General features: G+C 68.4%; 31 protein-coding genes and 1 pseudogene. 12 read left to right on the forward strand and 20 right to left on the reverse strand.

The genetic code is table 11. The features are described from left to right. Positions 1-12: 12 nt before the first annotated feature. A complete protein-coding gene (locus tag AC1RNC_RS13325) occupies positions 13-945 on the forward strand; it encodes an iron-containing redox enzyme family protein (RefSeq protein WP_492886901.1) in 933 nt (310 codons plus the stop codon). Between the two features lie 4 nt (positions 946-949). Next, positions 950-1,189 (forward strand): DUF2188 domain-containing protein, encoded by a 240-nt coding sequence (locus tag AC1RNC_RS13330; RefSeq protein WP_492886902.1) that lies wholly within the window; start codon positions 950-952, stop codon positions 1,187-1,189. Here AC1RNC_RS13330 and AC1RNC_RS13335 read toward each other — a convergent pair. Next, positions 1,186-3,039, reverse strand: coding sequence for an ABC transporter transmembrane domain-containing protein (locus AC1RNC_RS13335; protein WP_492886903.1), 1,854 nt, complete (start codon positions 3,037-3,039; stop codon positions 1,186-1,188). The genes AC1RNC_RS13330 and AC1RNC_RS13335 overlap by 4 nt on opposite strands. Before the next feature lie 124 nt (positions 3,040-3,163). Between AC1RNC_RS13335 and rpmE the strand changes: the two genes are divergently transcribed. Further along, positions 3,164-3,388 carry a 50S ribosomal protein L31 gene (gene rpmE / locus AC1RNC_RS13340; RefSeq protein ID WP_125159158.1) on the forward strand — a complete coding sequence of 75 codons (225 nt, stop codon included), beginning with the start codon at positions 3,164-3,166 and terminating at the stop codon, positions 3,386-3,388. A 216-nt stretch (positions 3,389-3,604) separates the two neighbouring features. On the opposite strand, the gene AC1RNC_RS13345 is transcribed toward rpmE, so the two are convergent. Beyond that, positions 3,605-4,090: a YcgN family cysteine cluster protein gene (locus tag AC1RNC_RS13345; protein WP_492886904.1), complete on the reverse strand. Its 486-nt coding sequence runs from the start codon at positions 4,088-4,090 to the stop codon at positions 3,605-3,607. 54 nt (positions 4,091-4,144) lie between these two features. Between AC1RNC_RS13345 and pbpC the strand changes: the two genes are divergently transcribed. Then, the gene (gene pbpC, locus AC1RNC_RS13350) at positions 4,145-6,364 is read left to right on the forward strand and encodes a multimodular transpeptidase-transglycosylase PbpC (protein WP_492886905.1); all 2,220 of its coding nucleotides are present in this window, start codon (positions 4,145-4,147) and stop codon (positions 6,362-6,364) included. Here pbpC and AC1RNC_RS13355 read toward each other — a convergent pair. The 5 genes and pseudogenes from AC1RNC_RS13355 to AC1RNC_RS13375 form a co-directional block, all read right to left on the reverse strand. After that, positions 6,361-6,480 (reverse strand): annotated as a pseudogene (locus AC1RNC_RS13355) (hypothetical protein); the annotation flags it as partial. The gene pbpC and the pseudogene AC1RNC_RS13355 sit on opposite strands and share 4 nt — an antisense overlap. After that, positions 6,481-8,826, reverse strand: coding sequence for a GH92 family glycosyl hydrolase (locus tag AC1RNC_RS13360; RefSeq protein ID WP_492886906.1), 2,346 nt, complete (start codon positions 8,824-8,826; stop codon positions 6,481-6,483). A 236-nt stretch (positions 8,827-9,062) separates the two neighbouring features. After that, positions 9,063-9,767 (reverse strand): aspartate/glutamate racemase family protein, encoded by a 705-nt coding sequence (locus AC1RNC_RS13365; protein WP_492886907.1) that lies wholly within the window; start codon positions 9,765-9,767, stop codon positions 9,063-9,065. A 43-nt stretch (positions 9,768-9,810) separates the two neighbouring features. Further along, a complete protein-coding gene (locus AC1RNC_RS13370; RefSeq protein WP_492886908.1) occupies positions 9,811-10,536 on the reverse strand; it encodes an ABC transporter permease in 726 nt (241 codons plus the stop codon). Next, a complete protein-coding gene (locus AC1RNC_RS13375; RefSeq protein WP_492886909.1) occupies positions 10,536-11,468 on the reverse strand; it encodes an ABC transporter ATP-binding protein in 933 nt (310 codons plus the stop codon). Before AC1RNC_RS13375 ends, AC1RNC_RS13370 begins: the two co-directional genes overlap by 1 nt. Before the next feature lie 94 nt (positions 11,469-11,562). Here AC1RNC_RS13375 and AC1RNC_RS13380 point away from each other — a divergent pair, with 94 nt between their 5' ends. Continuing rightward, on the forward strand, positions 11,563-12,066 hold the full coding sequence (locus AC1RNC_RS13380) for a DUF2975 domain-containing protein (RefSeq protein ID WP_492886910.1): 504 nt from the start codon (positions 11,563-11,565) through the stop codon (positions 12,064-12,066). Continuing rightward, positions 12,066-12,305: a helix-turn-helix domain-containing protein gene (locus tag AC1RNC_RS13385; RefSeq protein WP_492836849.1), complete on the forward strand. Its 240-nt coding sequence runs from the start codon at positions 12,066-12,068 to the stop codon at positions 12,303-12,305. The genes AC1RNC_RS13380 and AC1RNC_RS13385 overlap by 1 nt, the downstream gene beginning before the upstream one ends. Here the strand turns inward: AC1RNC_RS13385 and AC1RNC_RS13390 are convergent. The 3 genes from AC1RNC_RS13390 to purE form a co-directional block, all read right to left on the reverse strand. Then, positions 12,302-12,820: a GNAT family N-acetyltransferase gene (locus AC1RNC_RS13390; protein ID WP_492886911.1), complete on the reverse strand. Its 519-nt coding sequence runs from the start codon at positions 12,818-12,820 to the stop codon at positions 12,302-12,304. The two genes, AC1RNC_RS13385 and AC1RNC_RS13390, sit on opposite strands and share 4 nt — an antisense overlap. Before the next feature lie 89 nt (positions 12,821-12,909). Continuing rightward, positions 12,910-13,995, reverse strand: coding sequence for a 5-(carboxyamino)imidazole ribonucleotide synthase (locus AC1RNC_RS13395; protein WP_492886912.1), 1,086 nt, complete (start codon positions 13,993-13,995; stop codon positions 12,910-12,912). Positions 13,996-14,000: 5 nt separating this feature from the next. Further along, positions 14,001-14,492 (reverse strand): 5-(carboxyamino)imidazole ribonucleotide mutase, encoded by a 492-nt coding sequence (gene purE, locus AC1RNC_RS13400; protein ID WP_492886913.1) that lies wholly within the window; start codon positions 14,490-14,492, stop codon positions 14,001-14,003. Between the two features lie 328 nt (positions 14,493-14,820). Here purE and AC1RNC_RS13405 point away from each other — a divergent pair, with 328 nt between their 5' ends. Next, the gene (locus AC1RNC_RS13405; RefSeq protein WP_492886914.1) at positions 14,821-15,534 is read left to right on the forward strand and encodes a GGDEF domain-containing protein; all 714 of its coding nucleotides are present in this window, start codon (positions 14,821-14,823) and stop codon (positions 15,532-15,534) included. Between the two features lie 101 nt (positions 15,535-15,635). Next, the gene (locus AC1RNC_RS13410; RefSeq protein WP_492886915.1) at positions 15,636-15,998 is read left to right on the forward strand and encodes a response regulator; all 363 of its coding nucleotides are present in this window, start codon (positions 15,636-15,638) and stop codon (positions 15,996-15,998) included. A gap of 85 nt (positions 15,999-16,083) precedes the next feature. Here AC1RNC_RS13410 and AC1RNC_RS13415 read toward each other — a convergent pair whose 3' ends face one another. The 3 genes from AC1RNC_RS13415 to AC1RNC_RS13425 are packed head-to-tail and all read right to left on the reverse strand — an operon-like array spanning position 16,084 to position 17,491. Beyond that, complete coding sequence (locus AC1RNC_RS13415; RefSeq protein ID WP_492886916.1) at positions 16,084-16,311, reverse strand: YdcH family protein; 228 nt, start codon at positions 16,309-16,311, stop codon at positions 16,084-16,086. Positions 16,312-16,370: 59 nt separating this feature from the next. Beyond that, complete coding sequence (locus AC1RNC_RS13420) at positions 16,371-16,832, reverse strand: TIGR02444 family protein (RefSeq protein WP_492886917.1); 462 nt, start codon at positions 16,830-16,832, stop codon at positions 16,371-16,373. A 5-nt stretch (positions 16,833-16,837) separates the two neighbouring features. Then, positions 16,838-17,491, reverse strand: a complete 654-nt coding sequence (locus AC1RNC_RS13425) for a UbiX family flavin prenyltransferase (RefSeq protein WP_492886918.1) — start codon at positions 17,489-17,491, stop codon at positions 16,838-16,840. Between the two features lie 129 nt (positions 17,492-17,620). Between AC1RNC_RS13425 and AC1RNC_RS13430 the strand changes: the two genes are divergently transcribed. Further along, positions 17,621-17,794, forward strand: coding sequence for a YdcH family protein (locus tag AC1RNC_RS13430; protein WP_492836841.1), 174 nt, complete (start codon positions 17,621-17,623; stop codon positions 17,792-17,794). Positions 17,795-17,874: 80 nt separating this feature from the next. Here the strand turns inward: AC1RNC_RS13430 and AC1RNC_RS13435 are convergent, their stop codons facing one another. Together AC1RNC_RS13435 and AC1RNC_RS13440 are read right to left on the reverse strand one after the other, a co-directional pair. After that, positions 17,875-18,588: a DUF1013 domain-containing protein gene (locus AC1RNC_RS13435; RefSeq protein WP_492836840.1), complete on the reverse strand. Its 714-nt coding sequence runs from the start codon at positions 18,586-18,588 to the stop codon at positions 17,875-17,877. A 149-nt stretch (positions 18,589-18,737) separates the two neighbouring features. Beyond that, complete coding sequence (locus AC1RNC_RS13440; protein WP_492886919.1) at positions 18,738-19,712, reverse strand: NAD(P)H-quinone oxidoreductase; 975 nt, start codon at positions 19,710-19,712, stop codon at positions 18,738-18,740. 73 nt (positions 19,713-19,785) lie between these two features. Here AC1RNC_RS13440 and AC1RNC_RS13445 point away from each other — a divergent pair, with 73 nt between their 5' ends. Continuing rightward, positions 19,786-19,992 carry a DUF1192 domain-containing protein gene (locus AC1RNC_RS13445; RefSeq protein WP_492836838.1) on the forward strand — a complete coding sequence of 69 codons (207 nt, stop codon included), beginning with the start codon at positions 19,786-19,788 and terminating at the stop codon, positions 19,990-19,992. A 214-nt stretch (positions 19,993-20,206) separates the two neighbouring features. Next, positions 20,207-20,716, forward strand: coding sequence for a protease adaptor protein RcdA (gene rcdA, locus AC1RNC_RS13450; RefSeq protein WP_492836837.1), 510 nt, complete (start codon positions 20,207-20,209; stop codon positions 20,714-20,716). Between the two features lie 47 nt (positions 20,717-20,763). On the opposite strand, the gene AC1RNC_RS13455 is transcribed toward rcdA, so the two are convergent. Next, positions 20,764-21,453 (reverse strand): COQ9 family protein, encoded by a 690-nt coding sequence (locus tag AC1RNC_RS13455; protein ID WP_492886920.1) that lies wholly within the window; start codon positions 21,451-21,453, stop codon positions 20,764-20,766. 182 nt (positions 21,454-21,635) lie between these two features. Between AC1RNC_RS13455 and rpsU the strand changes: the two genes are divergently transcribed. Next, on the forward strand, positions 21,636-21,872 hold the full coding sequence (gene rpsU, locus AC1RNC_RS13460; RefSeq protein ID WP_125159223.1) for a 30S ribosomal protein S21: 237 nt from the start codon (positions 21,636-21,638) through the stop codon (positions 21,870-21,872). 82 nt (positions 21,873-21,954) lie between these two features. Here the strand turns inward: rpsU and AC1RNC_RS13465 are convergent, their stop codons facing one another. From AC1RNC_RS13465 to AC1RNC_RS13480, 4 genes are all read right to left on the reverse strand, one after another. Further along, positions 21,955-23,385, reverse strand: a complete 1,431-nt coding sequence (locus tag AC1RNC_RS13465) for an ABC transporter permease (RefSeq protein ID WP_492886921.1) — start codon at positions 23,383-23,385, stop codon at positions 21,955-21,957. Then, the gene (locus AC1RNC_RS13470; RefSeq protein WP_492886922.1) at positions 23,382-24,299 is read right to left on the reverse strand and encodes an ABC transporter ATP-binding protein; all 918 of its coding nucleotides are present in this window, start codon (positions 24,297-24,299) and stop codon (positions 23,382-23,384) included. Before AC1RNC_RS13470 ends, AC1RNC_RS13465 begins: the two co-directional genes overlap by 4 nt. Before the next feature lie 38 nt (positions 24,300-24,337). Then, a complete protein-coding gene (locus tag AC1RNC_RS13475) occupies positions 24,338-25,294 on the reverse strand; it encodes an alpha/beta fold hydrolase (protein WP_492886923.1) in 957 nt (318 codons plus the stop codon). A gap of 112 nt (positions 25,295-25,406) precedes the next feature. Further along, a complete protein-coding gene (locus AC1RNC_RS13480; RefSeq protein ID WP_492886924.1) occupies positions 25,407-26,216 on the reverse strand; it encodes a M23 family metallopeptidase in 810 nt (269 codons plus the stop codon). Positions 26,217-26,497: the final 281 nt, after the last annotated feature.

Below are 26,497 nucleotides of genomic sequence, written 5' to 3' on the forward strand. Positions count from 1 at the left end.
AGGAGTGTGTCCGTGTACGGTGGCGAGCGACTTTCCCGCCTGGGCGCGTTCAGCCCGCAGTTCCCCGACGCCGAGGCCCTGCACAAGGGTCTGGCCCATTGGAACCACGTCCGCCTGTCTCCGGCCGCGCCTTCAGAGGGCTGGCGCGAGGAGCTGGACCAGGAAATCAGGATGCGCCGGATCGAGGGCGCGTTCATCGAGGCGTTCCGTCTGCACGTCGCCCCGTTGGTCGAGGACGTCCCGCAAGATCCCGACGGCTTAATCGCCTGGTTCGAGGCGCTGAAGGACCACGGCCCCGGGCAGTGGGACCCGCTGTTCGACTGGCTGGAAGGCGAGGCCTCGCTGGAGGACCTCAAGTGGTTCCTGACCCAGGAGGCGGCCGGCGAGGCGGGCTTTGACGACCTGGTGGCCCTGACCCAGGTCAAGGTCCCCGACCGCGCCAAGCTCGAACTGGCCCGCAACTACTGGGACGAGATGGGCCGCGGCGGCGCCAAGGGCATGCATGGCCCGATGCTGACGCGGACCACCGCGACCCTGGGCCTGACGCCGACCATCGACACCACCCTGTGGCCGTCGCTGTGCCTGGCCAACGTCATGACCGCCTTCGCCACGACGCGGCGCTATGTCTGGCAGTCGATCGGCGCCCTGGGGGTGGTCGAGCTGACCGCCCCGACCCGCGTGGCCTGCGTCGACGCCGGCCTGAAGCGCGTCGGCGTCGCGGCCGAGGCCCGCAAATATTTCGCCCTGCACGCCCAGCTGGACATCGAGCACTCCAGGGCCTGGAACGCCGAGGCCCTGGTTCCGCTGGTGGCGGAGGATCCCTCCCGCGCCCGATACATCGCCGAGGGGGCGGTCATGCGCCTGATCTGCGGCGAGCAGTGCTTCGACACCTACCGCGCCCACCTGTGGGCCCACGCCCATCCCCTGGTCTACGCGGCGGAGTAGAACGATGGCCTGCCTGTTCGAGGTCTCGCCCTATGACGGCGGCTGGTGCGTGAAGATCGGCGACACCGGCGAGGTGCTGTTCTTCACCGGCCGCCGCCGGGCCGTGGCGGAAGCCCACGACTTGGCGCGCGCCTGGCCGGCCACGGCCGAGGTCCGCATCCATGGCCGTTCGGCCGAGGCGCGGTCGTTCGAAGCGTGGTTCGAGGATCCGCCAGAGCCTCTTGGGGCGGTAGCCGGCGCCTAAGCCGCCTCGACCCCGAACTGCAGCCTCGCGAGCCGCGCATAGAGGCCGCCCTTGGCGAAGAGCTCGGTGTGGGTGCCCTGCTCGACCACGCGGCCTTCCTCCATAACCACGATGCGGTCGGCCTTCAGCACGGTGGCCAGGCGGTGGGCGATGACCAGGGTGGTGCGGCCGGCCATGGCCGCGTGCAGGGCCTGCTGGACAAGGCGCTCGCTCTCGGCGTCGAGGGCGCTGGTGGCCTCGTCCAGCAACAGGATCGGCGCCTGACGGACCAGGGCCCGGGCGATGGCCAGGCGCTGACGCTGGCCGCCCGAAAGGGTCTTGGCGCGCTCGCCGACCGGGGTGTCGAAACCCTGCGGCAGGGCGGAAAGGAAGCCGGCGGCCTGGGCGGCCTCGGCGGCGGCCCTGACCTCGGCCTCGGTGGCGTCGGCGCGGCCGAAGCGGATGTTGTCCATGGCCGAACCCGAGAAGAGCGGCGAGTCCTGACCCACCAGGGCCATGCGGGCGCGAACTTCCGACGGCTCGACGTCGCGCAGGTCGACGCCGTCCAGGCGGATCGCCCCGGACTGTGGGTCATAGAAACGCAGGAGAAGCCGCAGAACGGTGCTCTTGCCCGCCCCCGAAGGGCCGACCAGGGCGACCGTCTCACCGGGCTTCACGGCCAGATCGAAGCCGTTCAGAGCCGGCAGGTCGGGGCGACCGGGATAGGCGAAGACCACGTTCTCGAAGGCGATCGCCCCTTGGGCCGGGACCGGCAGGGCCTTGGGCGCGGGCGGGGCGGCGATGTCGGGCTTGGCGTTCAGCAGCTCGGAAATGCGGTCCATGGCCCCGGAGGCCTTCTGGACGTCGCCCCAGACCTCGCCCAGGGCCCCGATCGCGCCGGCGGCCATCACCGCTAGCATGGCGAACTGGGCCAGGGTGCCTCCGGTCATCTCGCCGGCCAGGACCAGGCGCGCGCCGGTCCACAGCAGCAGGGTGACGCCGCCGAAGGCCAGAGTGATGACCATGGCGGTCATGCTGGCCCGAGTGGTGATCCGGCGCACCGAGGCCTTGTAGGCCTCTTCCACCGCCCCGCCGAAGCGCAGCGAGGAGGCCTGCTCGCGGCCGAAGGCCTGCACCGTCTCCAGGGCGTCCAGGCTCTCGCCGGCATAGCCGACGGCGTCGGCGAAGCGGTCCTGGGCGGTGACGGTCAGCTTGCGCACGCGGCGGCCGACCAGGAACATCGGGGCCAGGATCACCGGCACCATCAGCACGATGAAGCCCGCCAGCTTGGGCGAGACCACCGCCATGTAGCCGAGGCCGCCCACCAGGCTGAGGATGTTGCGCAGGGCGATCGAGGCCGAGGCGCCGACCAGCTGCTCGATCAGCGAGACGTCGGTGGTCAGGCGCGACAGCACCTCGCCCGTGCGGGTCTTCAGGAAATATTCCTGGTCCAGGCCCAGGGTATGGCCGTAGAGCGCGCGGCGCAGATCGGCCACGACCCGCTCGCCCAGGCGGGTGATGAAGAAGAATCGCAGGGCGGTGGCGATGGCCAGCACCATGGCCACGGCGCCGAGGCCCAGGAAGGCGCTGTTGATCTCGCTGCCCTGCCCCTTGGCGAATCCGTGGTCGATCACGTCCTTGAAGGCGGCGGTCAGGCCCAGGGTCGCCCCGGTCGAGAACAGCAGGAAGAAGGCCGCCGCGATCCCGTCGCCCTTGTGCGCCTTGACGAAAGGCAGCAGGTGGGCGAGCGGGCGGATGTCCTTGCGGCGCGGTCGCCGGGCCTTGGCCTCGGCCATGCCCTGGACCAGCTCGGCCCCCGCGCCGGGGCGGCCTTCGGCCTTTTGGTCGCCGCCGTTCGCGTCAGTCATCAACAGTCCCTTGCCAAAATCGCGCGGGTTCTTTATAGCCGCCCGTCTTCGAGGGCCACCCCGCGCGTGCGCGGAGGGCGCTTAACCCAATTCACACTCGCCGGCTTAGTCGGACTGGATCGCCGCCATGAAACAAGACATTCACCCCGACTACCACTTCATCACCGTCACCCTGACGGATGGCTCGAACTACCAAACCCGTTCGACCTACGGCAAGGAAGGCGCGACGCTGGCGCTCGACATCGACCCGCGCACCCACCCGGCGTGGACCGGCGGCAACGCCCAGCTGATGGACCGCGGCGGCCGCGTCTCGCGCTTCAACGCCAAGTTCGCCGGCTTCACCAAGAAGTAAGAAGCTTAGAGCTTCTCGCCGTAAGGGCGACGAAAAGCCGGCGCCGCGTTTGCGGGCCGGCTTTTTCCGTATCTGGGGTCCAGGTTCCTTCTCCCCTTGCGGGAGAAGGTGTCGCGAAGCGACGGATGAGGGGTCGACAGCCCTGTCCGGACAAGCCTCGCGCGCCCTCACCCGACCCACTTCGTGGGCCACCCTCTCCCCCAAGGGGAGAGGGAACTACTCCTCCGGATCGTAAGGATCATCACCGCGATCGCGCATCAGGTCCGTCGCCACGAAATCCATGGCGTCCTCGGCGTCCTTGAAGCTCAGCTCCGACACCGTCTGGTCGCGCACCGAGACGCCCGCCTTGTGGGGACTGTCCGGATCGCCGGTGATCAGCGGGTGCCAGCGCGGCAGGTCCTTGCCCTCGTGGATCCGGCGATAGCCGCAGGACAGCGGCATCCACTCCAGATCCTCGATATTGTAGGGCGTCAGCTTGATGCAGTCCGGCACCGTCTTCTTGCGGTTCGGATAGTCCTTGCAGCGGCAGAGATGCGCGTCGAGGAGCTGGCAGTGCACCCGCGTGGGGATGATCTCGCCCGTATCTTCGTCTTCGAAGCGAACGAGGCAGCAAAGGCCGCACCCATCGCATAGGCTCTCCCACTCGGGGACGGTCATCTCGGAGAGCGTCTTCGTCTCCCAGAAAGGTTTGCGTGGCGTCATGGCGCCGTCCTAAACCCGATTTACCTGGCGAACAAACAGAGCCTGACTCAGACCGTGAACGACTGGACCCTTCCGCCGTACAAATTCGACGACAAGGATCCGTCCAAACGCAGGCCGGAGCCTGCCGCCGGCGCGCCGCCTGAGCCGCCCCACGACCCGTGGGCGCAGCCTGAACCGCTGCGGGATCCGTTCCAGCTGTCCCCGCCCCCGCCGCCGTCCTATCAGCCTCCGCCGCCCCCTCCGCCGCCGGAGGAGCCCTTCCGCGCCGATCTTCAGCACCGCGCCGCCAGGAAGAAGGCCCGCAAGTGGGGCTGGATCTGGGGCGTGCTGCTGGTCTCGTTCCTGGTTGGCGTGCTCGCCGCCGGCGGCGGCGCGGCCTATGTCTGGCAGAAGTACCTCAAGGACACCCCGCCCCTGCCCTCGCGCTCGGCGCTGTTCGCGGTCAACCGCGCGCCCGGCATCCGCTTCGAGGACCGCAACGGCCAGGTGATCGCCACGCGCGGTCCGCGCTATGGCCAGCGTATCACCCTGGGGGCGGTGCCCAACTACGTGCCCCAGGCCTTCCTGGCGGCCGAGGACAGGCGTTTCTACCAACACGGACCGATCGACGCCCAGGGCATCGTCCGGGCCGCCTGGGTCAACTGGCGCGGCGGCAAGACCAAGCAGGGCGCCTCGACCCTGACCCAGCAGCTGGCCAAGGGCCTGTTCCTGACGCCCGACCGCGTCGTGAAGCGCAAGCTCCAGGAGATGCTGCTGGCCTGGAAGCTCGAGCAGGTCCTGACCAAGGACGAGATTCTCGAGCTCTATCTGAACCGCATCTATTTCGGGGCCGGCACCTACGGCGTTGACGGCGCGGCCCAGACCTATTTCGGCAAGCCCGCCAGCCAGCTGACCCTGTCGGAAGCGGCCCTGCTGGCCAGCCTGCCCAAGGCCCCGTCGCGCCTGGCCCTGACCAACGACATGGAGCGGGCTCTGACCCGCTCGCGGCTGATCCTGGCCAATATGCGCAAGGAAGGCTGGATCACCGCCGAGCAGGAGAGTCGCGCGCTGGACGACACCCCGCGCCTGTCGCCGATGGCCCTGCAGGACGAGGGCGACTACGGCTGGGTGCTGGATTACGCGACCACCGAGGCCGTGAAGATCGCCGGCCAGAACGCGCCGGACCTCGTGGTGCGCCTGACCATCGACCCGCTGCTGCAGCGCGAGGGCGCCGAGATCGTGCGCCAGACCATGGCCACCGAAACCACCCGCTCGGGCGCGCGCCAGGCGGCCCTGCTGTCGCTGTCGACCGACGGCGCCATCCGGGCCATGGTCGGCGGCACGGACTACGGCGAGAGCCCGTTCAACCGCGCCGTCCAGGCCCGCCGCCAGCCAGGTTCGACGTTCAAGCCGTTCGTCTACGCCGCCGCCGTCGAGAAGGGCGTGCTGCCGACCGACATCCGCGTCGACGAGCCGGTCAGGTTCGGCGACTGGAGCCCCGAGAACTACAGCGGCGGCTATCGCGGTCCGATGACCGTCGAGCGCGCGCTGATCAACTCGATCAACACCGTGGCCGTGAAGCTCGGCCAGGAGGCCGGCGGCGCGGCGATCGGCGATCTCGTCCGCCGCTTCGGCATCACCACCCTGCCGCCCGTCCCCGACCTGTCGGTGGCCCTGGGCTCGTACGAGGTGAGCCTGCTGCAGCTGACCTCGGGCTTCCAGGTCTTCCAGCAGGGCGGCGTCCGGGTCGAGCCCTATGTCATCGAGGCGGTCACCACCCAGGACGGCCAGGCGCTGTTCCAGCACCAGCCTCCCCAGGCCGAGCGCCGCGTCTATGACGTCGGCCACGCCAGCATCATGGTCAAGATGATGAAGAAGGTGGTCACCGAGGGCACGGCCAAGCGCGCCGCCTTCGGCCGTCCGGCGGCCGGCAAGACCGGCACCAGCCAGAACTGGCGCGACGCCTGGTTCGTCGGCTTCACGCCCGACTACGTGACCGGCGTCTGGGTCGGCAATGACGACGAGAAGCCGATGAACAAGGTGGTCGGCGGCGACATCCCGGCCAGCATCTGGCGCCGCTTCATGATGACCGCCCACCAGACCCTGGCGGTCCGCGACTTCGACTGGTTGCTGCCGGACCCCGCGCCGCAGACCGAGCCGGATCCGCGCAACGGCTACTACGAGACCCTGTCGGCGGAGTTCGCGCGCGCGGCCTCGGAACTGGACGCGGCGGCGAAGGCGGCCGAGACCATGGCGCCGACCGCCCCGCCGCCGCCGGAGCGGTTGCCTTACTAGGCCCAATTCTTGTCATCCCGGAAAGCGCGTAGCGCTTGTCCGGGACCCAGGGGTCGGCGCAGTGCGGTCACCACTGGGTTCCGGCTCTCCGCTTCGCTGCGGCCGGGATGACAAGCTTATTTGTATCCGGTCAGCGACGTCGGCCTATCCGCCACCTTCGTCGCCCAGGTCTTGTTCGGCGTGGCGCTCATCGTGAAGGCCAGTTCGCCGCCCGCCACGATCTCGTCGTGCTTGAGATAGGCGCGGGTCAGCGGCTTGCCGTTCAGCGTCACCTTGCCAACGTACGGCCTATCGTCCGCCAGGCCCTCGGCCCGCACCGTGAAGCGCTTGCCGTTCGGCAGGTTCAGCGCCGCCCTGTCCACGAACGGCCGGCCGATGGCGTATTCGTTCGAGGCCGGGGTCACCGGATAGAAGCCCAGACTGGTGAACATCAGCCAGGCCGACATCTGGCCCAGGTCGTCATTGCCCGACAGGCCGTCGGGCGTAGGCTTGTACTGGGTCTTGATGATCTGGCTCAGCCGGGCCTGGGTGCGCCACGGGGCGCCGGCGTAGTCGTACATATAGGCCACGTGGTGGCTGGGCTCGTTGCCGTGGATGTACTGGCCGATCAGGCCGGCGATGTCCTCGGCGTGCGAATAGTCGACCTTCGAATTGTCGAAGTCGAACATGGCGTCCAGCTTCTTGACCGTCGCGGCGTCGCCGCCCAGCGTCTTGACGATCCCGCCCAGGTCCTGCGGCGCGAACCACGAATATTGCCAGGCGTTGCCCTCGGTATAGTCCGAGCCGTAGTTGATGGCGGTCGGGTTGAACGGCTCGCGGAAGGTCCCGTCGCTCTTGCGGGCCCGTAGGAAGCCGGTCTTCACGTCGAAGCTGTTGCGCCAGTAGGACGCCCGCTTCTCGAAGGTCTTGGCGATCTCGTCCTGGCCCATGTCCTTGGCCATGCGGGCGATGGTCCAGTCGTTATAGGCGTATTCGACGGTCTTGGAGGCGGCTTCCGGCTCCTTATCGATCGGCGCGTAGCCCAGCTTCATGTAGTCGCCGAGGCCGCCATAGGGTGCGTAGGTCGCGCTCTTGACCATGGCGTCCAGGGCCGCCTTGCCGTCATAGCCGCGGATGCCTTTCATCCAGGCGTCGGCGATCACCGGCACGGCGTGGTAGCCGATCATCGTCCAGGTTTCCTGGCCGTGGAACTGCCAGACCGGCAGGATGCCGTACGGGCTCTGCTTCTGCGAGGCGATCAGCGAATTGACCACGTCGTTGGTGTAGTCGGCCGGCTGGATCAGGGTCAGCAACGGGTGCTCGGCCCGGAAGGTGTCCCACAGCGAGAAGGTCGAGTGGAAGGTGAACGGGCGGCCGTCCAGCTTGCCCTCGTGCACCTGGTCGTCGGGGCCCCTGTAACGGCCGTCGGCGTCGGCATAGACGCTGGGGGCCAGCAGGGTGTGGTAGAGCGCCGTGTAGAGCGTCTTCTTCATCGGGGCCGGGGCCTCGATGTCGACCGCGCCCAGGGCCTTTTCCCACGCGGTCTTGGCGCGGGCGCGCTGAGCGTCGAAGTCGAAGCCCGGCTCGTCGCTGGCGAGGTTGGCGATCGCCCCGTCCTCGCTGACCGACGACAGCGCCACCTTCACGGTCAGCGGCCCGTCGATCTGGCCGAAGTCGAACACCCCGACCAGGGCGCGGCCCTGGACCTGGGCGCGGTCGCCCGGCGTGCGGCCCGGTTGGGCGAAGCCGTTATAGGGCACGTCCTTCTCGGTGTTGCGGAACTGCTGGCCGACCAGCGGGCGGTCGAACCTGATGGCGAAGAACAGCTTGCGGCCCGGCGCCCAGCCGCGCGTCTCGCGATAGCCGGTGACCACGCCGTCCGGCGACACCCGCAGGCGCGACCACAGCACCTTGCCCGGATAGTTGTAGATCGAGCTTCGCAGGTCGATCAGCACCTGGGCGCGGTCGCCCTTCTGGAAGGTGTAGCGATGCAGGCCGGTGCGCAGGCCGGCGGTCAGTTCGGCGCGCACGCGGCTGTCGCTGAGGGTCACGGCGTAATAGCCCGGCTGGGCGACCTCGGTGTCGTGGCTGTAGCGCGACCGGTAGCCCGAACCCGGCTTGTCGACCTCGCCCGGCTCCAGCTTGGCCTCGCCGGCGACGGGGGTCAGCAGGATGTCGCCGAGGTCCGAATGGCCCGCGCCCGAGAAGTGGGTGTGCGAGAAGCCCAGGATGGTCGGGTCGCCGAAACGGTAGCCGGCCGCGCGGGCGTAGCTCTGCTTGAACGGCAGGATGTCGGTGTCGGGGCTCAGCTGCACCATGCCGAACGGAACCACCGCCCCGGGGAAGGTGTGGCCGTCGCCGCCCGTGCCGATGAACGGGTCGACGGACTCATAGGCCGTTGTGGTCTGGGCCAGGACGGGCGTCGCCGCCAGGATCGAGAGGCTGGCGAGCAGGGCGAGGCCCGACACTGAACAGAGACGCATTCGGGAAACTCCGCAACTTGAGCGGAGCGCACCCTATCAGCGCCCACACGCTTGTCATCCCGGCCCCTCTCCACCGCCGTCATTCCCGCCCTTGTGGCGGGAACCCCTGGTTCAGCTGGCGCGTGAGACGCCTTGGCGGGCTGGCCCGCCACACCTCCGCACCTGCGGCGGATAGAGAGGTTCCCGCCACAAGGGCGGGAATGACGGCGGATAAAAGAGTGGGGCAGCGTAGGTCTCTACTCCGACAACGCCCTGTCCACCGCCGCCATCGCATGCAGGGTCGTGGTGTCGAATACCGGGACCGGACTGTCCGCCTGGCCGATCAGCAGCATGATCTCGGTGCAGCCCAGGATGATCGCCTGGGCGCCCCGCGCCGCCAGTCGAGCGATCACCGCCTTGTAGGTCTCGCGCGAGGCGCCCAGCACCTGGCCGGTCACCAGCTCCTCGTAGATGATCCGGTGCACGGCGGCGCGGTCGTCGGCGTCCGGGGTCAGCACGGTCAGGCCGTGCTTCTGCTCGAGCCGGCCGCGATAGAAGTCGTGCTCCATGGTGAAGGCCGTGCCCAGCAGGCCCACGGTCGTGAGGCCGGCCGCCTTGATCGCCTCGCCCGTCGGGTCGGCGATGTGCAGTAGCGGGATCCGCACGGCCGCCTCGATGGCGTCGGCCTCGCGGTGCATGGTGTTGGTGCAGAGGACCAGGAAATCGGCCCCGCCCGCCTCCAGCGCCCGGGCGGCGTCGGCCAGGCGGCGCGACAGCTCGGGCCAGCGGCCGGCGTGCTGCAGATGCTCGATCTCGGCGAAGTCGAACGACCACATCAGCGTCTTGGCCGAGGCGACGCCGCCCACCCGGTCGCGCACAGCCTCGTTGATCAGCCTGTAGTACTGGGCCGAGCTTTCCCAGCTCATGCCGCCGATCAATCCGATGAGCGCCTGTTCGGTCATGCCGTCCTCCGTCGGAGACGGTCCTAGAGAGCCCGACGCGGGGTTACAACACCTCGCGCCGCGCCAGATGGGCGATCGCTACAGCCAGGGCGACCAGGCCAAGGCCGCCGCCGAGCGCCAGGGCGGTCTCTACCCGCCACGCCTCCCTGGCCAGCATGTTCACCGGCATCTGCCAGGGGAAGAACACCCCCTCCTTGGCCGAGGTCGCCACCACCGAGAAGAAGGTCCCGCCGATGCCGATCGCCAGGGCCGGCACGAAGCTGGCGAAGCGCAGGGCGGTCCACAGCTGTATGGCGGTCAGCAGGATCGCGGCGGCGACGATCTTGAGATTCAGCAACAGCAGGCGCGCCACGTCCACCGTCCCGGTCGGCGTCATGACGGGCTTGATCGTCGCCGCCGCCGAGACCGACGCCCAGCTCAGCAGCAGGTTCAGGCCGCTCATGACCGTGACCACGGCGATCACGCAGATCGCCTTGGCGGCATAGAGCTTCCAGCGCGGGACCGGCAGCGCCCGCAGATGATCCCAGGCGCGGGGTCCGTGCTCCATGTGCGCGACCAGAGCGGTCAGGGCCGTCACGCTCATGGGCAGCATGAAGAAGGCCCATGCGGTGGTCGAGCCTTCCAACAGCCTGTCCCACGGCGGGGCCTTATTGCCGCGCAGCACCAGGAAGAACAGGAAGGCGGCGATCAGCGACGGCGCGGCGATGGCCAGCAGCGCGGCCAGCGAGCGGTTGAGCTTGCGGATTTCGACGGACAGGACGGCGAGCATCAGGCGGCCTCGGCTTGACGGACGGTGGAAACGGCGACGCGGCGATAGATGTCCTCCAGCGACTGGGCGCGGGGACCGATGGCGAAGACGGGAACGGCGGCCTCGACCAGCAGGGCGGTGAGCCCGGCCACGGCCGGGTCGACGGCGTCGCCGGCGTCCAGGGCCACGGTCAGGCTTTCGGCGACGCGGACGTCCAGGCCGTGGCCGCGCAACAGCGCGGCGGCCCGCGCATCGTCGCCGGTGCGCAGGACGATCTCCGGCGCGAGGTCGGCCTTCAGGCGCGAAAGTTCCCCCTCCAGCACCAGCCGGCCGTCATTGACGACGCCGACATGGGTGGCGGTCTGCTCGATCTCGCCCAGAAGGTGACTGGACAGCAGCACGGTGGCGCCGGTGCGCTCTGGCAGGCTCTTGAGGAACCGGCGCATGTCGGCGATGCCGTCGGGGTCGAGACCGTTGGTCGGCTCGTCCAGCACCAGCACCGGCGGCGCGCCCAGCATGGCGCGGGCCAGGCCGAGCCGCTGGCGCATGCCCAGCGAATAGCCGGCCACCTTGCGGCCGGCGTCGGGACGCATCTCGACCACCTCCAGCACCCGGTCGATCTCGCTCGCCGGACAGCCCAGAAGGGTCGCGGTCAGGGCCAGGTTCTCCCGGCCGGTCAGGTTGCCGTAGAAGCCGTGCGCCTCCAGCAGCGCCCCGACCTTGCGCGCCGCGCCGATGCGGTCGCGGGCGACGTCCAGGCCGCAGACCCTGGCCACGCCTGAGGTCGGACGGATCAGGCCCAGCACCATCTTCAGCGTCGTGGTCTTGCCCGCGCCGTTGCGGCCCAGGAAGCCGTACACGGCCCGCTCTGGCACGGTCATCGACACGCCGTCGACCGCCAGGCGCGGGCCGAAACGACGGGACAGGCCTTCGGTTTCGATGGCGACGGACATGCGGCGGCGCTCACTTTCGTTTAAGTCAGATATAAAGTTGCGAAGCGACCGTCTTTAAGTCAAGATTAAAGATGAGACAGGTTGGGAGGCCGCCGTGAACGCCAAGGACGCCGAGAAATTCCGCCGCATGTGCGGCCAGTTCCGCTGGCTGGCCGTGTTCATGGTCGTCAGCGTCGGCCTGCTCCTGGCGCTGATGGCCTGGATCGCGCCGCTGCTGCTGATGGCCCTGCATCGGCCGACGGCGCCCACGCCCGCGAAGGTGCTCGCCATCACGATCCAGTACATCCCGGCCGTCTGCTACCTGTTCGGCGTGTGGTCTATCGGCCAGGCGCTGGGCGAGATCGCCAAGGGCCGGCTGATCCAGGCCGCCCTGCCCTCGGCCCTGCGCCGCGTCGGCCTGGCCTTGGGGGTCGGCGGCGTCGCCAGCGTCTTCGTGGTCATCAACCTGATGCGGCTGGTCGGGGCGGACAAGCGCAGCTATCTGAACTTCGACGTGGCCGGCATGACGCTGGGCATGATCGGCGGCGCCCTTTTCCTGCTGGGCCGCGTGATGGACCAGGCCCTGGCGGCGCAGGCCGAACTCGACGAGATGATCTGATGCCCGTTCGCGTCACCCTGGACGCCCTGATCGTCGCCAAGGGTCTGAAGGCCCGCGACCTGGCCCAGGAGGTCGGCCTCAGCGAGACCCAGCTGTCCCTGTTCCGCTCGGGCAAGGTCAAGGGCATCCGCTTCCGCACCCTGGCCCGTCTGTGCGCGGCCCTGGACTGCAAGCCGGGCGACCTGCTGGACTACGCGTTCGACACGTCTGACCTGACCGCGCCCGACGACGGGGACTAAGGCGCGTCCTGACCCCACATCTGGGTCGGGCCCGCCACGTCCATCGGCGGCGGCAGGTCGACCATCCTGATCAGCCGCGAGCCCAGTCGGGCGGCGACGGCCTGCGAGGCGAGATTGTCGGGATGGATCATGTGGGCCACCGACGTCCACCCCAGGTCCTCGAACACGAACTTCAGGCAAGCGCCAGCCGCCTCGGTGGCGTAGCCCCGGCCCCAGGCCGAGCGGTGCAGCATCCAGCCGACCTCCCGCGCCGGCCAGCCCTCCGGCTGCCAGGGACCGGAGCGACCGACCCAGCGCCCGGTGGCCTTCTCGATCACCGAGAAGGTCCCGAACCCGCGCAGCGGCCACATGCCGACCACCTGGGCCATGGCGCGCCAGGCGATGCTGCGCGGCATGGCGCCGCCCAGATAGCGCATGCACTCGGCATCGCCGTGGAACTCGGCCCAGCCGGCGTCGAAGTCGTCCTGGACCGGGACCCGCAGGATCAGGCGTTCGGTTTCGAGCGTGGGCGACAAGGCGTATCCCCAAGGCCAAGATTCTTCGCTCGACCTTAGGCGCTTCCCGGCGACCGCCAAGCCCCGCAAGGGCGGCGCGCCGCCGCCACCTAGTCCCGCAGGGGCCGCAACCGGTTCACGTGGCCCATCTTCCGTCCCGGCCGGGCCTCGCCCTTGCCGTAGAGGTGGATGCGGGTCTCCGGCTCGGCGGCCAGCTTGCGCCAGGCGTCGACGTCGGCGCCCAGAAGATTGGTCATCTCGACATGATGGTGCGGGTCGGTCGGGCCCAGCGGCCAGCCGGCGACGGCGCGGATGTGCTGCTCGAACTGGTCGACCTCGCAGCCGTCCTGGGTCCAGTGGCCGGTGTTGTGGACGCGCGGGGCGAACTCGTTGACCAGCAGCTTGCCGCCAGCCAGCTCGAACAGCTCCACACCGATCACCCCGACATAGTCCAGGGCGGTCAGGATCTTGATGGCGATGGTCTCGGCCTGGTCGCGGGTCGCCGGCGTGACCTTGGCGGGAGCCACGGTGCGCTTGAGCACGCCGCCCTCGTGGTGGTTCTCCGACAGGGGATAGCAGGCGATCTCACCGTCGCGGCTACGGGCGGCGATCACCGACAGTTCGCGGCCGAAGTCGGCGGGAGCCTCGAGAATGGCGGCGCGCCGACCGATCTTCTCGAACGCAGCCTCGGCGTCGGAAGCCTTCTGGATCCAGGCCTGGCCCTTGCCGTCATAGCCATCGCGGCGCGTCTTCAGCAGCGACGGCGCGCCGATCTTGGCGACCGCCGCGGCCAGGCTCTCGCTGTCCTGGACGGGGGCGAAGGCCACCGTCGGCACGCCGATCTCGGCCAGGAAACTCTTCTCGACCACCCGGTCCTGAGCGGCGGCCAGGGCCTTGGCGCCCGGCGAGACCACCGCGCCCAAGGCGGCCAGTTCCGACACGGTGTCGGCCGGAACGTTCTCGAACTCGTAGGTGACGACGTCGCAGGCCTCGGCCAGGCGCTTCAGCGCCCAGCGGTCGTCGTAGGCGGCGACGATCTGGCGGGCGGCGACGCGGCCGGCGGGTGAATTCTCTTCCGGATCCTGGACGACGACATCGAAGCCCAGCCGGGCCGCGGCCTGGGCCAGCATGCGGCCCAGTTGGCCCCCGCCGAGGATGCCGATGGTCGAACCGGGAACGAGAGGAAACTCAGGCATCTGGATCAGTCCTCGACGCTCTCGGCGACGCTGTCGGTCTGGGCCTGGCGGAAGGCCGACAGGCGCTGGTTGAGGGCCGGATCCGACAGGGCCAGAATCTGGGCGGCCAGGAGGCCAGCGTTCTTGGCCCCAGCCTCGCCGATCGCCAGGGTCGCCACCGGGACGCCGCCGGGCATCTGGACGATCGAGAGCAGGCTGTCGAGGCCGCTCAGCGCCTTGGATTGCACCGGCACGCCCAGCACCGGAAGATTGGTCATCGAGGCGGCCATGCCCGGCAAATGCGCCGCGCCGCCGGCCCCGGCGATGATCACCTTGTAGCCGGCGGCTTCCGCGCCGGTGGCGAAGTCGAACAGGCGCCGAGGGGTGCGGTGGGCCGAGACCACCTTGGCCTCATAGGCCACGCCCAGGGCGTCCAGCGCGTCGGCCGCGCCCTTCATGGTCGGCCAGTCCGAGCGGCTGCCCATGATGATGGCGACGGGCGGCGTGGTCGAAGGCATCGGCGTCGTCTCTCTGCTAGAGCCTGTCCGTTTCCGATGGAGACAATCGGAAACGGATGAACAGGCTCTACCTCAAACATTTAGAGCGTGGCAGGCGCCGAAACCGCTTACACTTTCGGCCGCCACGCTCTAGGCGAGCGTCGGAAGGCCGCCCCGTATGCGCGTCCGCCCGCTCCGGCAAGCCCAAAACGACACAAAACGTTCCGGGGTCGCATCTAGAGTGGGCGCGTCGATCCGCGCCTGCGGCTTATCGGCGCCCCCGATTGCGTCGAACGGCGTTCCCGTTAACCTTAATGCTAGCTGTGCCATAACGATTCCCTGTGAACTCATGAAGATCTCCGGCGCCCGAACCGAACCTTTCGCCGCCATCCGCAAGCGCGCCCTCGCGCGCGCCGGGGCTCAGGTCGTGGCGCGTGAGGTGGCCGCCCCCGACAGCGCCGCCTTCCTGGGCCTCACGGAAGCCGACATGAGCCCGAAGGTCATCGAGGCGCTTCAGACCCTGATGAGCGAGATCGACGACCTGCGGAACGAGGTCGCCATGCTGAAGCTGCGCCTGAACGAGGCGCAGGGCCTGGCCGACATGGACGTGCTGACGCCGGTGCTGAACCGCCGGGCGTTCCTGCGCGAGATGAAGCGCGTCTCGGCCTTCGCCCAGCGCTACGGCTCGCCGGCCAGCGTGGTGTTCTTCGACCTCGACAACTTCAAGGCCGTCAACGACCGCTTCGGCCACGCCGCTGGCGACGAGGCCCTGAAGGCCGTCGCCAAGCGCCTGCTGGCCAATGTCCGCGAGAGCGACGTCGTGGGCCGCATGGGCGGCGACGAGTTCGCCGTGCTGCTGGCCCAGGCCGACAAGGAAACCGCCCTGTCCAAGGCTCAGAGCCTGGCCGACGCTGTCCGCTCCACGCCCGTCGAGTTCGGCGAATGGTCGGCCCCGTTGCATATCTCCTACGGCGTGCGCGAGATCGAGCCCGGCGCCGATCCGGAACAGGCCCTGGCCGAAGCCGACGCCGCCATGTTCGTCCGCAAGCGGAAGCAAGCCTGACGACAACTCAGGGGAATGCGACCTTATCGCACGGCGACGGCCCCCGCCGGCCGCGGTAACAGATCTTCATAGTCTGTTAAGCATGACTGGGCGTAGGACGGATGCAGCGTATTCTGATCGCCGAGGATGACCCTGTCCTCTCGCTGATCTACGAAATCACCCTGACCGAGGCGGGGTTTGACGTCCTGCTGTGTCGGGACGGCCAGGAAGCCTATGAGGCCTTGGACCGGTTCAAGCCCGACCTGGTGATCACCGACCACGCGATGCCGCGCATGAGCGGCGGCGAGCTGGTCAGCGCCGTGCGCAAGGCGCGCCCCTGCGCCATGACCCTGATGGCCTCGGCCGTCGACCCCCGCCTGCTGAAGGACGACCAGCACGCCGACGCGCGGCTGGAAAAGCCGATCACGCCGGGTCGCCTGCTGCAGACCGTCCGCGACCTGGAAGCGACCGCGATCGCCGCCTGACGGGTCCGAGCACGTCGCAGCCGAAAGCGTGAGCGGTTTCGGCCCCAGACACGCTCTAGATGTTCGAGGTGGAGCTTGTCCGGCTCTACGCGATGATGTCGGGGGTCAGCTGGTCTTCCAGCCGGCCGATCTCGTCCTTGAGGGCCAGCTTCTTGCGCTTCAGGCGGGCGACCTGCAGCATGTCGGGCTGGTAGCGCTCTTCCAGCGCTCGGATGGCGTCGTCGAGATCCTTGTGATCCTCGCGCAGGTCGGCAAGGCGACGTTCGATCGCGATATCGGTGTCGTCCGACGGATCATCGTCGTTCATGGACATATCTCAGGTGAGCCCCAGTAGGGATTTAGATAGCAAAGGCTGACGAGCCGTAAAGGCGCTCAGCCCGTGGACTTTTCAAGCGCGACCGCCAGCTTTTCCAAAGCGGCGCGGCGAGGCGGGTCGCCCGAGGCCTCGGCGGCGGCGACCAGGCCGTCCAGCGCCGGCGCCGGCGCGCCCGGCGGACCGCTCAAAGCCTCCAGGCTTTCCATCAGCACCCGCTCGCCCTTCAACTCGGCGGCCTTCACGGCGTCGCGCAGGGCCTCCCTGGCGGCGTCATCGACCGGAGGGCGCGAGGGCTTCAGCGCCCGGCGCACGCCGCGCAGGGGCGCGCCGACCTCGGCGTCCCAGGCGCGCATCATCCTGGCCGCATCCTTCAGGTCGGCCGAGCGCCCTTCCCCGGCCATCCAGGCGGCCCATAGCAGGTAGGGCACGTTCTGGCCGTGGGCGTCCTGCAAGTGCAGGCACGCCTCTGCGACAGGTTGACGCGCATAGACCTCGAGAGCCCAGTCCCAGATCCGCATCGGCGTTAACCTTCCTCGCCTTGAACATCCTTGCCAGACAGGGTGGCGAGGTCCTCGCCCCAGCGCTTCACCGGCTTCCATGAGAGATCGAACAGGTCCAGCGCCCGGCCCACCGACTGGTCGACCATCTCGGCGATCGTGGCGGGCTTGGCGTAGAAGGCGGGCAGCGGCGGGGCGATCACCGCGCCCATCTCGGCCAGCCTGGTCATGGTCCGCAGGTGGCCCAGGTGCAGCGGCGTCTCGCGCACCAGCAGCACCAGCGGCCGGCGCTCCTTCAGGGTTACGTCGGCGGCCCGGGTCAGCAGCGAGGACGTTACGCCGGTGGCGATTTCGCTCATCGTCCGCACCGAGCAGGGCGCGATGACCATGCCCAGGGTGCGGAACGAGCCCGAGGCGATGGCCGCCCCAATGTCGCTCACGCGATGGACAACATCCGCCCGCTCATTGAGCTCGGCGACCGACTGGCCGGTCTCCTGCTGCAGGGTCAGCACCGCCGACTTCGAGACGACGAGGTGGCTCTCGACGCCCAGTTCGCGGCACGCATCCAGGGTCCGCACGCCGTAGACCACGCCGGAAGCCCCTGAAATTCCAACGACCAGCTTGGGGCGATCCTGGGGGCGATCCTGGGGGCGATCCGCGGCTTTCAAAACGTCCGTCATGGTAAATTTTCGTCCGTCTTGGGAGCAAACTCGGCCACGTCAAGCGGAGCCGCTTGCAATCATATGTGATCTGACACCGCCGCGCAGCGGGTGTTCACTTTCTTCTCCAACAGCAAGGAGCCGAGAGCCATGGCCATCGAATCCCGTATCCGCGAGCTTGGGTCCCGTCACGAGGGGCTCGATCGCAAGATCCAGGAGGAGACCAGTCGACCCGGGTGTGACGGAACGATGCTTAGGGAGCTTAAGCGGCAGAAGCTTCGGCTGAAGGAGGAGATCGAAGGCCTGAGGGCGCGACTTCACTAGCTGCTAGGGCAGCCGAAAAACGAGAGGCCCCGCTCCAGCATGGAGCGGGGCCTCTGCTTTTTTCAGCTCGGAAACGAGGATCAGTCCTCGTCGTCCTCGTCCACATAGGCGCCGGCCTTGCCGAACACGTCCTCGGCCTTGAGGTCGCCGCGCTTGGCGCGGAAGTCTTCTTCCTCTTCCTCGACCTCGGGCTCGAACTGGCCGGCCTCCGAGGCGGGACGCAGGGTCGGGTCTTCCGGCAGGATGCCCTTCTTCAGGTCGTCCTTGGCCTTCTTCTCGGCGGCCTTCTTGACCAGGGCGTCCAGCTCCAGCTGGCCGATCAGGCCCAGGGTCACCGGGTCGATCGGCTTGATGTTGGCCGCGTTCCAGTGCGTGCGGGCGCGGACCTGCTCGATCGTGGCCTTGGTGGTGCCGAGGATCTTCGAGATCTGGGCGTCGGTCACTTCCGGGTGGTGGCGCAGGAACCAGGCGATGGCGTCCGGACGGTCCTGACGGCGCGACACCGGCGTGTAGCGCGGCGCCTTCTTCTGGGGCTTCAGCAGCTCGGCGTGACGGCTGACCTGGGCCTTCATGCGGTAGTCGGGATTGGCCTGGGCCTTGTCCAGCTCTTCGCGGGTCAGCTGGCCGTTGCCGATCGGGTCGGCGCCGCGGATGTCGCGCGCCACTTCACCGTCGGCGATGCCGCGCACTTCCAGCGGGTGCAGGCCGCAGAAATCGGCGATCTGCTCGAAGCTCAGCGACGTGTTGTCCACCAGCCAGACGGCGGTCGCCTTGGGCATCAGAATGTCGGACATGCGGTCCTCCAGAAATGACGGCGCCCGGCCTTTCGGCCGGGCGGGATGTTGATGAACGCTATAATCCGGTTCTTGTGAAAAGGGAACGGGGATCAGGCAAACGAAAGCAACGTCAGAGCTTTGAGTGAATCTGCACTCTAGGCTTGACCCTAGACCGTCAACACCACCTTGCCCACGTGCTCGCCGGCTTCGAGGTGCGCATGGGCCTTGGCGGCGTCCGCGAGTGGGAAGGTCGCGTCGATCAGCGGCTTCACCTGGCCAGCCTCGATCCACGGCCAGACCACGCGCTCGACCTCGGCGGCCAGCCGCGCCTTCTCGTCGGCGGAGCGAGGACGCAGGGTCGAGCCCGTGATCACCGCCCGCTTCTGCATGATCTTCATGACTGGCGCCTCCAGCACCGGTCCGCCCAGGCTGGCGATGTAGACGATGCGGCCGCCCACGTTCAGGGCGTCGAGGTTCTTGTCGAAATAGCTGGCCCCGACCATGTCGAGCACCACGTCGGCGCCGCCGGCCGCCTTGACGATCGCGGCGAAGTCCTCGGCCTTCGCATCGATGGCGATATCGGCGCCCAGCTCCAGGGCCTTGGCCTTCTTGTCGGCGCCGCGTCCCGTGGCGATGACCTTGGCGCCGGCCGCCTTGGCCATGGCGATGGCGGTTGTTCCGATTCCGGACGTTCCACCGTGAACCAGAAGCGTCTCGCCGGCCTTCAGGGCGCCATGCTCGAACACATTGGCGAAGACGGTGAAGACGGTCTCGGGCAGGGCCGCGGCGTGGACGAGGTCCAAACCCTTGGGGATCGGCAGGGCGTGGCGGGCGTCGACCAGCGCGTATTGGGCATAACCGCCGCCGCCCAGCAGGGCGCAGACCTTATCGCCGGCCTTCCAGCGCCCCGAACCGGTCACGACCTCGCCCGCGACCTCCAGGCCCAGGGTCTCCGGCGAGCCCGGCGGCGGCGGGTAGAACCCCATGCGCTGCAGAAGGTCGGGGCGGTTCACGCCCGCGGCGGCGACCTTGATCAGGATCTGACCAGCCCCCGCCTCGGGGCGTTGGACTTCAACGGGCTTCAGCGCCTCGGCCGGTCCCTTGCCGCCTTCGATCGCGATCGCCGTCATCGTTCCGGCCATGCTCGGGGTCCTCTCATGCTTGCCTTGGCCCCCAGGTAGGCGTCAGATGGCTGGCGGAAAAGGAGAGAAGCCGATGTTCGAAGAGCCCGCGGAGCCTCGCGCCTTCAACGGACACACCTTGAACGAGACGACCCACGAGGACCTGGAGGTCTACGGCGTCGCCGAACTGGAGGAGCGCATCGCGGCCTTGCAGGCCGAAATCGAGCGCACCAAGACCCAGCTCGCCAAGAAAAAGGCCGGCCGCGACGCCGCCAATGCGCTGTTTGGTCGCCTGGACTAAGGGTTCTTTTAAGGTTTCGGTGAGGTTACTGGCGTCTTAAGCGGTCATCCGCCTTCTGACGCCCATTCCTGTTCTCGCGCGCTCGGCGCGCTGGAGAGAGCATGGTCGATCGAAGGGGTGGGTCGCAACGGGACGGCGAGTTCTGGCACGGGGGTTGCACTCCACCCCGCCAAGCGAGACGTCCTCGCGGCCTTTCGAGGGGCATTGAGTAGATATGACCGAAGTGAACGCGTTCGCGGACACCCCTTGGCGTGCTGGAGTGATCCAGGATTTCGCGCGATCGGAGCTGTTCGACCGTACGTTCGAGGAGGGCATGCAACTGGTCGAGGAGACCGCCGCCTATCTCGACGGGGCCGGTCGGCATGACAGCAAGGTCCTCTCCCGCAACGCCGCCCTGGGCTACGCCACCGAGAGCATGCGCCTGACCACCCGCCTGATGCAGGTGGCCTCGTGGCTGCTGGTGCAGCGCGCCGTGCGCGAGGGCGAGATGCCGCCGGAAGCCGCCTGCGCTGAATCCTACCGTTTGGGCGCGGAAGCCGCGGGCGAACCGCCGGTCATCGAGGAACTGCCCTTCGGCCTGATGAACCTGCTGCAACGCTCCGAACGCCTGTATGAGCGCGTCCGCCACCTGGATCGCCGCATGTACGTGGAATCGCCGAACGAAGAGGCGCCTCGGCCGGTGCAGGCCCACTTCGAACGCCTGGCGGCGGCGTTCGGGGGCTGAGCCAAATTCCGATCTTCCCAGCTTTCGCCGGGGAAATCGGAGTTGGGTTACTTCCCGTATCGGATGCGGGCCAGGGCCGAGACCGTCTCGCTGGCCAGGTCCATCGGCTTGAAGCCCGCCTTCCACGTCTCGAAGGCCATGACGTTGTCGATGCGCGCGTCCAGGTGCGACAGCGCCGAAGCGCGGCCCGAGGCCATGTCGACGGCCAGGGTCGAGATCAGGACGCCCGAGAGAATCGCCCGCTTCGAATAGTGGTTCTCGTCGGTCGCCACATCGCCGGCCCAGCGCCAGATCACATCGGCCGATTCCCAGGTCAGCCGCAGGGCCAGCGCCAGGTTGGTCGGAAAGGCCAGGAAGGCGGCCAGCGGGCGCAGCACGTCGGCGTTCTCCTGGGCCGCGTCGAGGCGCGCGACGACACCCTCGCGAATCCGCTGGCGAATCTTCAGCGTGGCCAGATCGAACGTCCGCAGCTTGCGAAGCGCGACCGCGTCATGGCGTCGCGAAAGCAAAGCGGCCAGGTCGCGCGGGCCTTCGGGCAACAGAAGCTGGCGCTCGGCCTCGCCGAGGCCCGCCGCCGCCAGGGCGCGACTGACCATCCCGGCGTTCCAGCCGGCCTTAGGCGCGAGACGCAAGGCTTCGTCCAGTACGCGCTGCTCGGCGGCGTCGGCCCATGAGGAGCCCGGTTGATCCGAAGCTTGGCTGGAGGTCTGAACGGCGGTCTGGGCGGTTTGCGTCATAAATCCGAGTCTACACTGGTGTTTAGGCCGCGTCGCGCATGGACAGCGGCCCTTCGCTCTGCTATCAGCCCCGCCTCATCGCCTGGGAGAACCCCTCTCAGGTTACCCGGTTTTGTTCGCCCGCCCGGCCCCTCAAGAGGGACTTGGGAATATTGGTCGGGCTGTCGAATGGAGAGATACCCCTGGTCCAGATTTTCGTCCGCGACAACAACGTCGATCAGGCCCTGAAGGCTCTGAAGAAGAAGATGCAACGCGAAGGCTCGTTCCGCGAAATGAAGCGGCACGTGCACTATGAGAAGCCGTCGGAAAAGCGCGCTCGCCAAAAGGCTGAAGCCGTCCGTCGCGCCCGCAAGCTGGCCCGCAAGCGCGCCCAGCGCGAAGGCCTGCTGCCGATGCCGAAGAAGCCGGCTGGTCGTTAAGACCAGACCTCTTCAGCTTCGAAGATCTCGAAAGCCGCGCGGCGATCCGCGCGGCTTTCGTCGTTTCTGGGCTAGAGGCTCCCTACCCCGCCTGCTTCCTGACGATCAGACCGACCAGGGTCTTCAGGTTCACCTTCCCCGTCGCCAGAGCCCCCACATGGAAGGCGCGGGTCGAGAAGGCGATGATCGCCGCCACGGCTGCGGCCATCAGCACCGTGGTTCCGACCACCTGGACCAGCGGCGGATCGCTGGCGATGCGCGCCGGCATCAGGAACGGCGTGAAGGGCGGAAACCAGGACAGGGCGCTCAGGATCGGCGCGTCGGGCGAGCGGATCGCCTGGCTCATGAACACCACTGGAATGGTCATCACCATCATGATCGGCCCCAGCAGGGTCTGGGCGTCGCGCTGGCTCTCGCAAAAGGCCCCGATGCCGGCGAACAGCGCCGCGTACATCAGGTAGCCGCCGACCAGATAGGCGCCGAAATAGAACACCAGCCCCTTGCCCAGCAGCACGGCCGCGAGGTCTCCGGCCAGGCCGGGGGCGAAGTTGATCAGGGCCAGCCAGCCGGCCAGGGCCCAGATGCCCAAGACGGTCAGGGTCAGGCCCGCCACCCCCAGGATCTTGCCACCCATGATCTCGGGCACGGAGGCCGATGACAGCAGCACCTCGAGGATCTTGGACGACTTTTCCTCGATCACGCTGTTGAGCAGGATGCTGGCCCCGGTCAGGACCATCGACCACAGCAGCATCCCGGCCGCGAAGCCGACAATGGCCGGCAAGCGGTCGCGCAGACTGACCTTCTCGCCCGAAGCGGCCTTGGGCGACAGGCTGTTGAAGGCGGGCTTGAGACCGTCGGCGGCTTTCAGAACCTGGGCCGAGACGCCGGCGCGAGCCAGGGCGCGCTCGCGCATGAGGCCGCCCACGGCCTGGCGCAGGTCGTTCTCCAGCACCGGCGCGCCCAGGTTGCGGCTCCACAGGTCCATGACGATGGCGTCGTCGCGACCGCTGAGGATCAGCACCGAATCGAGGCGCTTGTCGGCCACGTCGCGACGCGCGACCAGGCCCGCCTCACGCGGCGTCGCGGCGGCTTGGGCCTCGGGAGACGCCGGCAGGATGATCACCTTGGCGCGTGGCGGCTTGAAACGCGCCGCGGCGGCCGGATTGAAGCCCGCCAGAGCCTCCCGCCCCGCCGCCTCGCCGCCCTTGGCCTGGGCCTTGCCGACGGCCTCCTGGGCCTTGGGACCAGCCGCCGACAGGGCCGCAGCGCGGAGGGCCCGGGCCGAAGCGCGGTTCTGGTCCTCGACCACCGCCCTGGCGACGGCGGGCCCCAGGTTCTGGCCCGTCAGGTCGACGATCGCCAGCCGCTCGGGCTTGGCGGTCTTCATCATCATCAACGGCGCGGTGGCGCTGACGCCGATGACCAGCGGCAGCGCCACGATCGACAGCCAGAAGCCAATGGTGCGGACATAGGCCAGGTATTCCCGGCGGGCGATCCTCAGCAGGCGGCTCATGCCTGGTCTCCCGTCAGGACGATGAAGGCGTCGTGCAGGCTGGGCTCCTTGAGCTCGAACCGGCGCAAAGCGAGATCCCGGGCGAAGGCGGCCTTCAGGGCGTCCTGACCGGCGCTCGTCTCCGGCAGCACCGCCACATGTCGCCAGCCGCCGTCCGGCAGCGGCTCGGAGGTCACCGCGCCCAGGCCCGGCAAGGCCATGACCTGCTCGGCCAGCAGATCGCCCTCCAGCACCAGGGCTCGAGGCGCGGCGCGGCGGGCCGTGGCGACGTCGCCATCGAACACCTTCCGCCCGCGCGCCATCAGCACGACCTTGTCGCACAGCCGCTCGGCGTGCTGCATCACGTGGGTGGAGAACAATACCGTGGCCCCGCGCGCGGCGATCTCGCGGATCATCGTCTCCAGGGCCTGCTGGTTGACGGGATCGAGACCCGAGAACGGCTCGTCCAGCACCACCAGCTCCGGCTCGTGGGCCAGGGCCGAGATCAGCTGGACCTTCTGGGCCATGCCCTTGGAGAGATCCTTGATCGGCCGCTTCATGGCGAAGCCCAGGCCCTGCGCCTCCAGCATCGCCTTGGCCCGCCTGCGGCCCTCGGCCTCCGGCACGCCCTTCAGCCCCGCGAAGAAGGCGATCGCATCGATCGGGGTCATGCGCTTGTAGAGGCCGCGCTCCTCGGGGAGGAAGCCGATCCGCTCGTGGACCTTGGTGGCGTCTCTGGCGCCCAGCACCGTGATCTCGCCCGCGCTGACCGGCAACAGGCCCAGGATCATGCGGATGGTCGAGGTCTTGCCCGCGCCGTTGGGGCCCAGGAAACCGGTGATCCGGCCGGAGGGGACTTCGAAACTGACGTCCCGGACGGCGTGGAAATCGTCATAGGTCTTGCTGACGCCCTCCAGGTTGACGGCGCTGACCATGATGACGACCTCCCCGAATCGACTTCCTGGAAGTTGTATCAGCCCTTCTGACGAGCGTCGGCCACGAAGGCGACGGCCCGGACGATATGGTCGGCGAAGCGGCGGCCGATCAGCAGGGTGTGGGTGGCGGTCTCGACGTGGTCGATCATGCCATGCTGGGAGGCGCGGGCCGGGGCGGCCTGCAGGTCCTTCCAGCTCTCACGCCCCTTCACAGGCCCGGCGGTCAGCACGGCGACCGGCCACTTCGGATCATAGGCCGGCTGCTCGCCGGCCTGCTGCGAGGCCTCATGCCACAGTCCGACCTCCTCCGCGGAGGTGCGGTTGTGGCGGCCATTGGCGAAGGCCCAGCCCTTCTCGGCCTTGGCGGCTGGGGGCAGGTCGATCTTGTCGCCCAGGCGGGTGTGCACCAGCGGCTTGTAGAGGCCGATCGAAGCGCCGCGCGCGGCCCATTTGGAGATACTGGCGAAGGCCTCGATGAAGCCCTTCATGCGTGGGTTCTGGGCGGCCTCGGGCGTAGCGGCGTCGATCAGCACGAGCCCGGCGACCTTGTCGGGATTGCGGCCGGCATATTGGCGCAGGCGCAGGCCGGCCATCGAGTGACCGACCAGGATGTAGGGACCAGGCTCGTCCGAGGCGGCGACCAGCTTCTCGAAGTCGGTGACGATGGCGATGCCGTCGCGCGGGTTGGGGCCCTTCGGCGAATAGCCCATGCCGGCGCGGTCATAGGCGCAAGAGCGCCAGCCGGCGGCGGTCAGGGCCTCTTGCGCGGCGCCCCAGTCGGCGGCGAAGCCGAAAGCCCCGGCCTCCAGCCAGACTACCGGGCGGTCGCTTCGGGGACCTTCGCAGACCAGCCGCAGCTTGCGCCCCGGCTCGATCTCGACCAACTGACCGCGCGGCTTGGGCGCCCCAGAGGCGCTCATCAGCCCGCCGACGGCGATATAGGACAAGAGCAGGAGCACGAAGCCCGCGACGCCACGGCCGAGAAACTGGATCATGGCGTTCAATGTAGTAACGCTTTGTGACGCGTCGAGAACGTGGCGCTCTCTGAGCGGAGTTTTAGAGTCTGTCCGCTTCGGATTGCGTCCGAAACCTGGAGCGCTCTGCGCTCTAGCCGGCCACGCTGGGGATCGAGCCGTCGACCACCGGGATCGTGGCGCGCACGCGACCGCCCTTCACGCGGGTGACGGTGATTCCGTCCTTGCCGGTCCGAGCCACGCCTTTCGGCCACTTCGAGACCGTCGCCAGGCGAACCTTCCTGGACACCCGGCTGGCGGCCTTCAGCGGCAGGTCGTCGGCCTCGGCGAAGCTGCGGCCCAGGAAGAAGCTGGGGTTCAGGGCCTTGTCGCCGTCGCGGATCTCGAAGTGCAGGTGCGAACCGGTCGAACGGCCCGAATTGCCGACATAGGCCACCGTCGCGCCACGACGCAGATAGACGCCGCGCTTGACGCCCTTGGCCGGTCCGGCGAGGTGGGCGTACATCGTGGTCAGCCCGCCCTTGTGCATCACCTGGACATAGCGGCCGTAGGTGGGGGAAAGACCCGTGGCCTTGACCACGCCATCGGCGGCGACCTTGACCGCCGCGCCGCTGGGGGCGGCGATATCGACGCCCTGATGCAGGCGGCCGTTCTCTTCCCAGGGCAACTGGCGCAGGCCGAACGGCGAATTGACCACCCGACCAGGCAGCGGCGCGTCGAACTGATAGGCGGGCGGCGGTGCGGCGGGCTCGGCCTCTTCTTCGGCGACGGGCTCGGTCGGAACAATGGCGGGCGTCGGGCGAGAGACAGGGGTCGCGTGGGCGACCCACTCACCCAGCGCCACCGCGCCGTTCAGCGCCCCCGCCATCGCCGCGACGCCCAGCATGGCGAAGAAGGCGACGCGTACTTGGGGAGACTGAACAGCCAGGCTCTTGGGGATCAAACCGCTTTCCTCTCGGACATTCGGTCAAGGAGAGGACCGCGCCGCGCGCGTCTAGCTCTCATGCTTGACCTTTCGGAACAGTGAATTGGCGGGGTGTATGGATGTCGCATGGGGCGAAAACAGGGCGCAGCTTAACCATTTGCTAACTATGCCGCCAAGCTCGCATCGACGATCGATCAACAGGCGTCATGTAATCGTCAAATATTACGGAAACTTCATTTCATTAAAACCAGGACACTTCTTTAATTTCACGTCATGAATGAGACGTAACGGGACTTCGC

The organism is Caulobacter sp. GW822-FHT01G02, assembly GCF_058802865.1.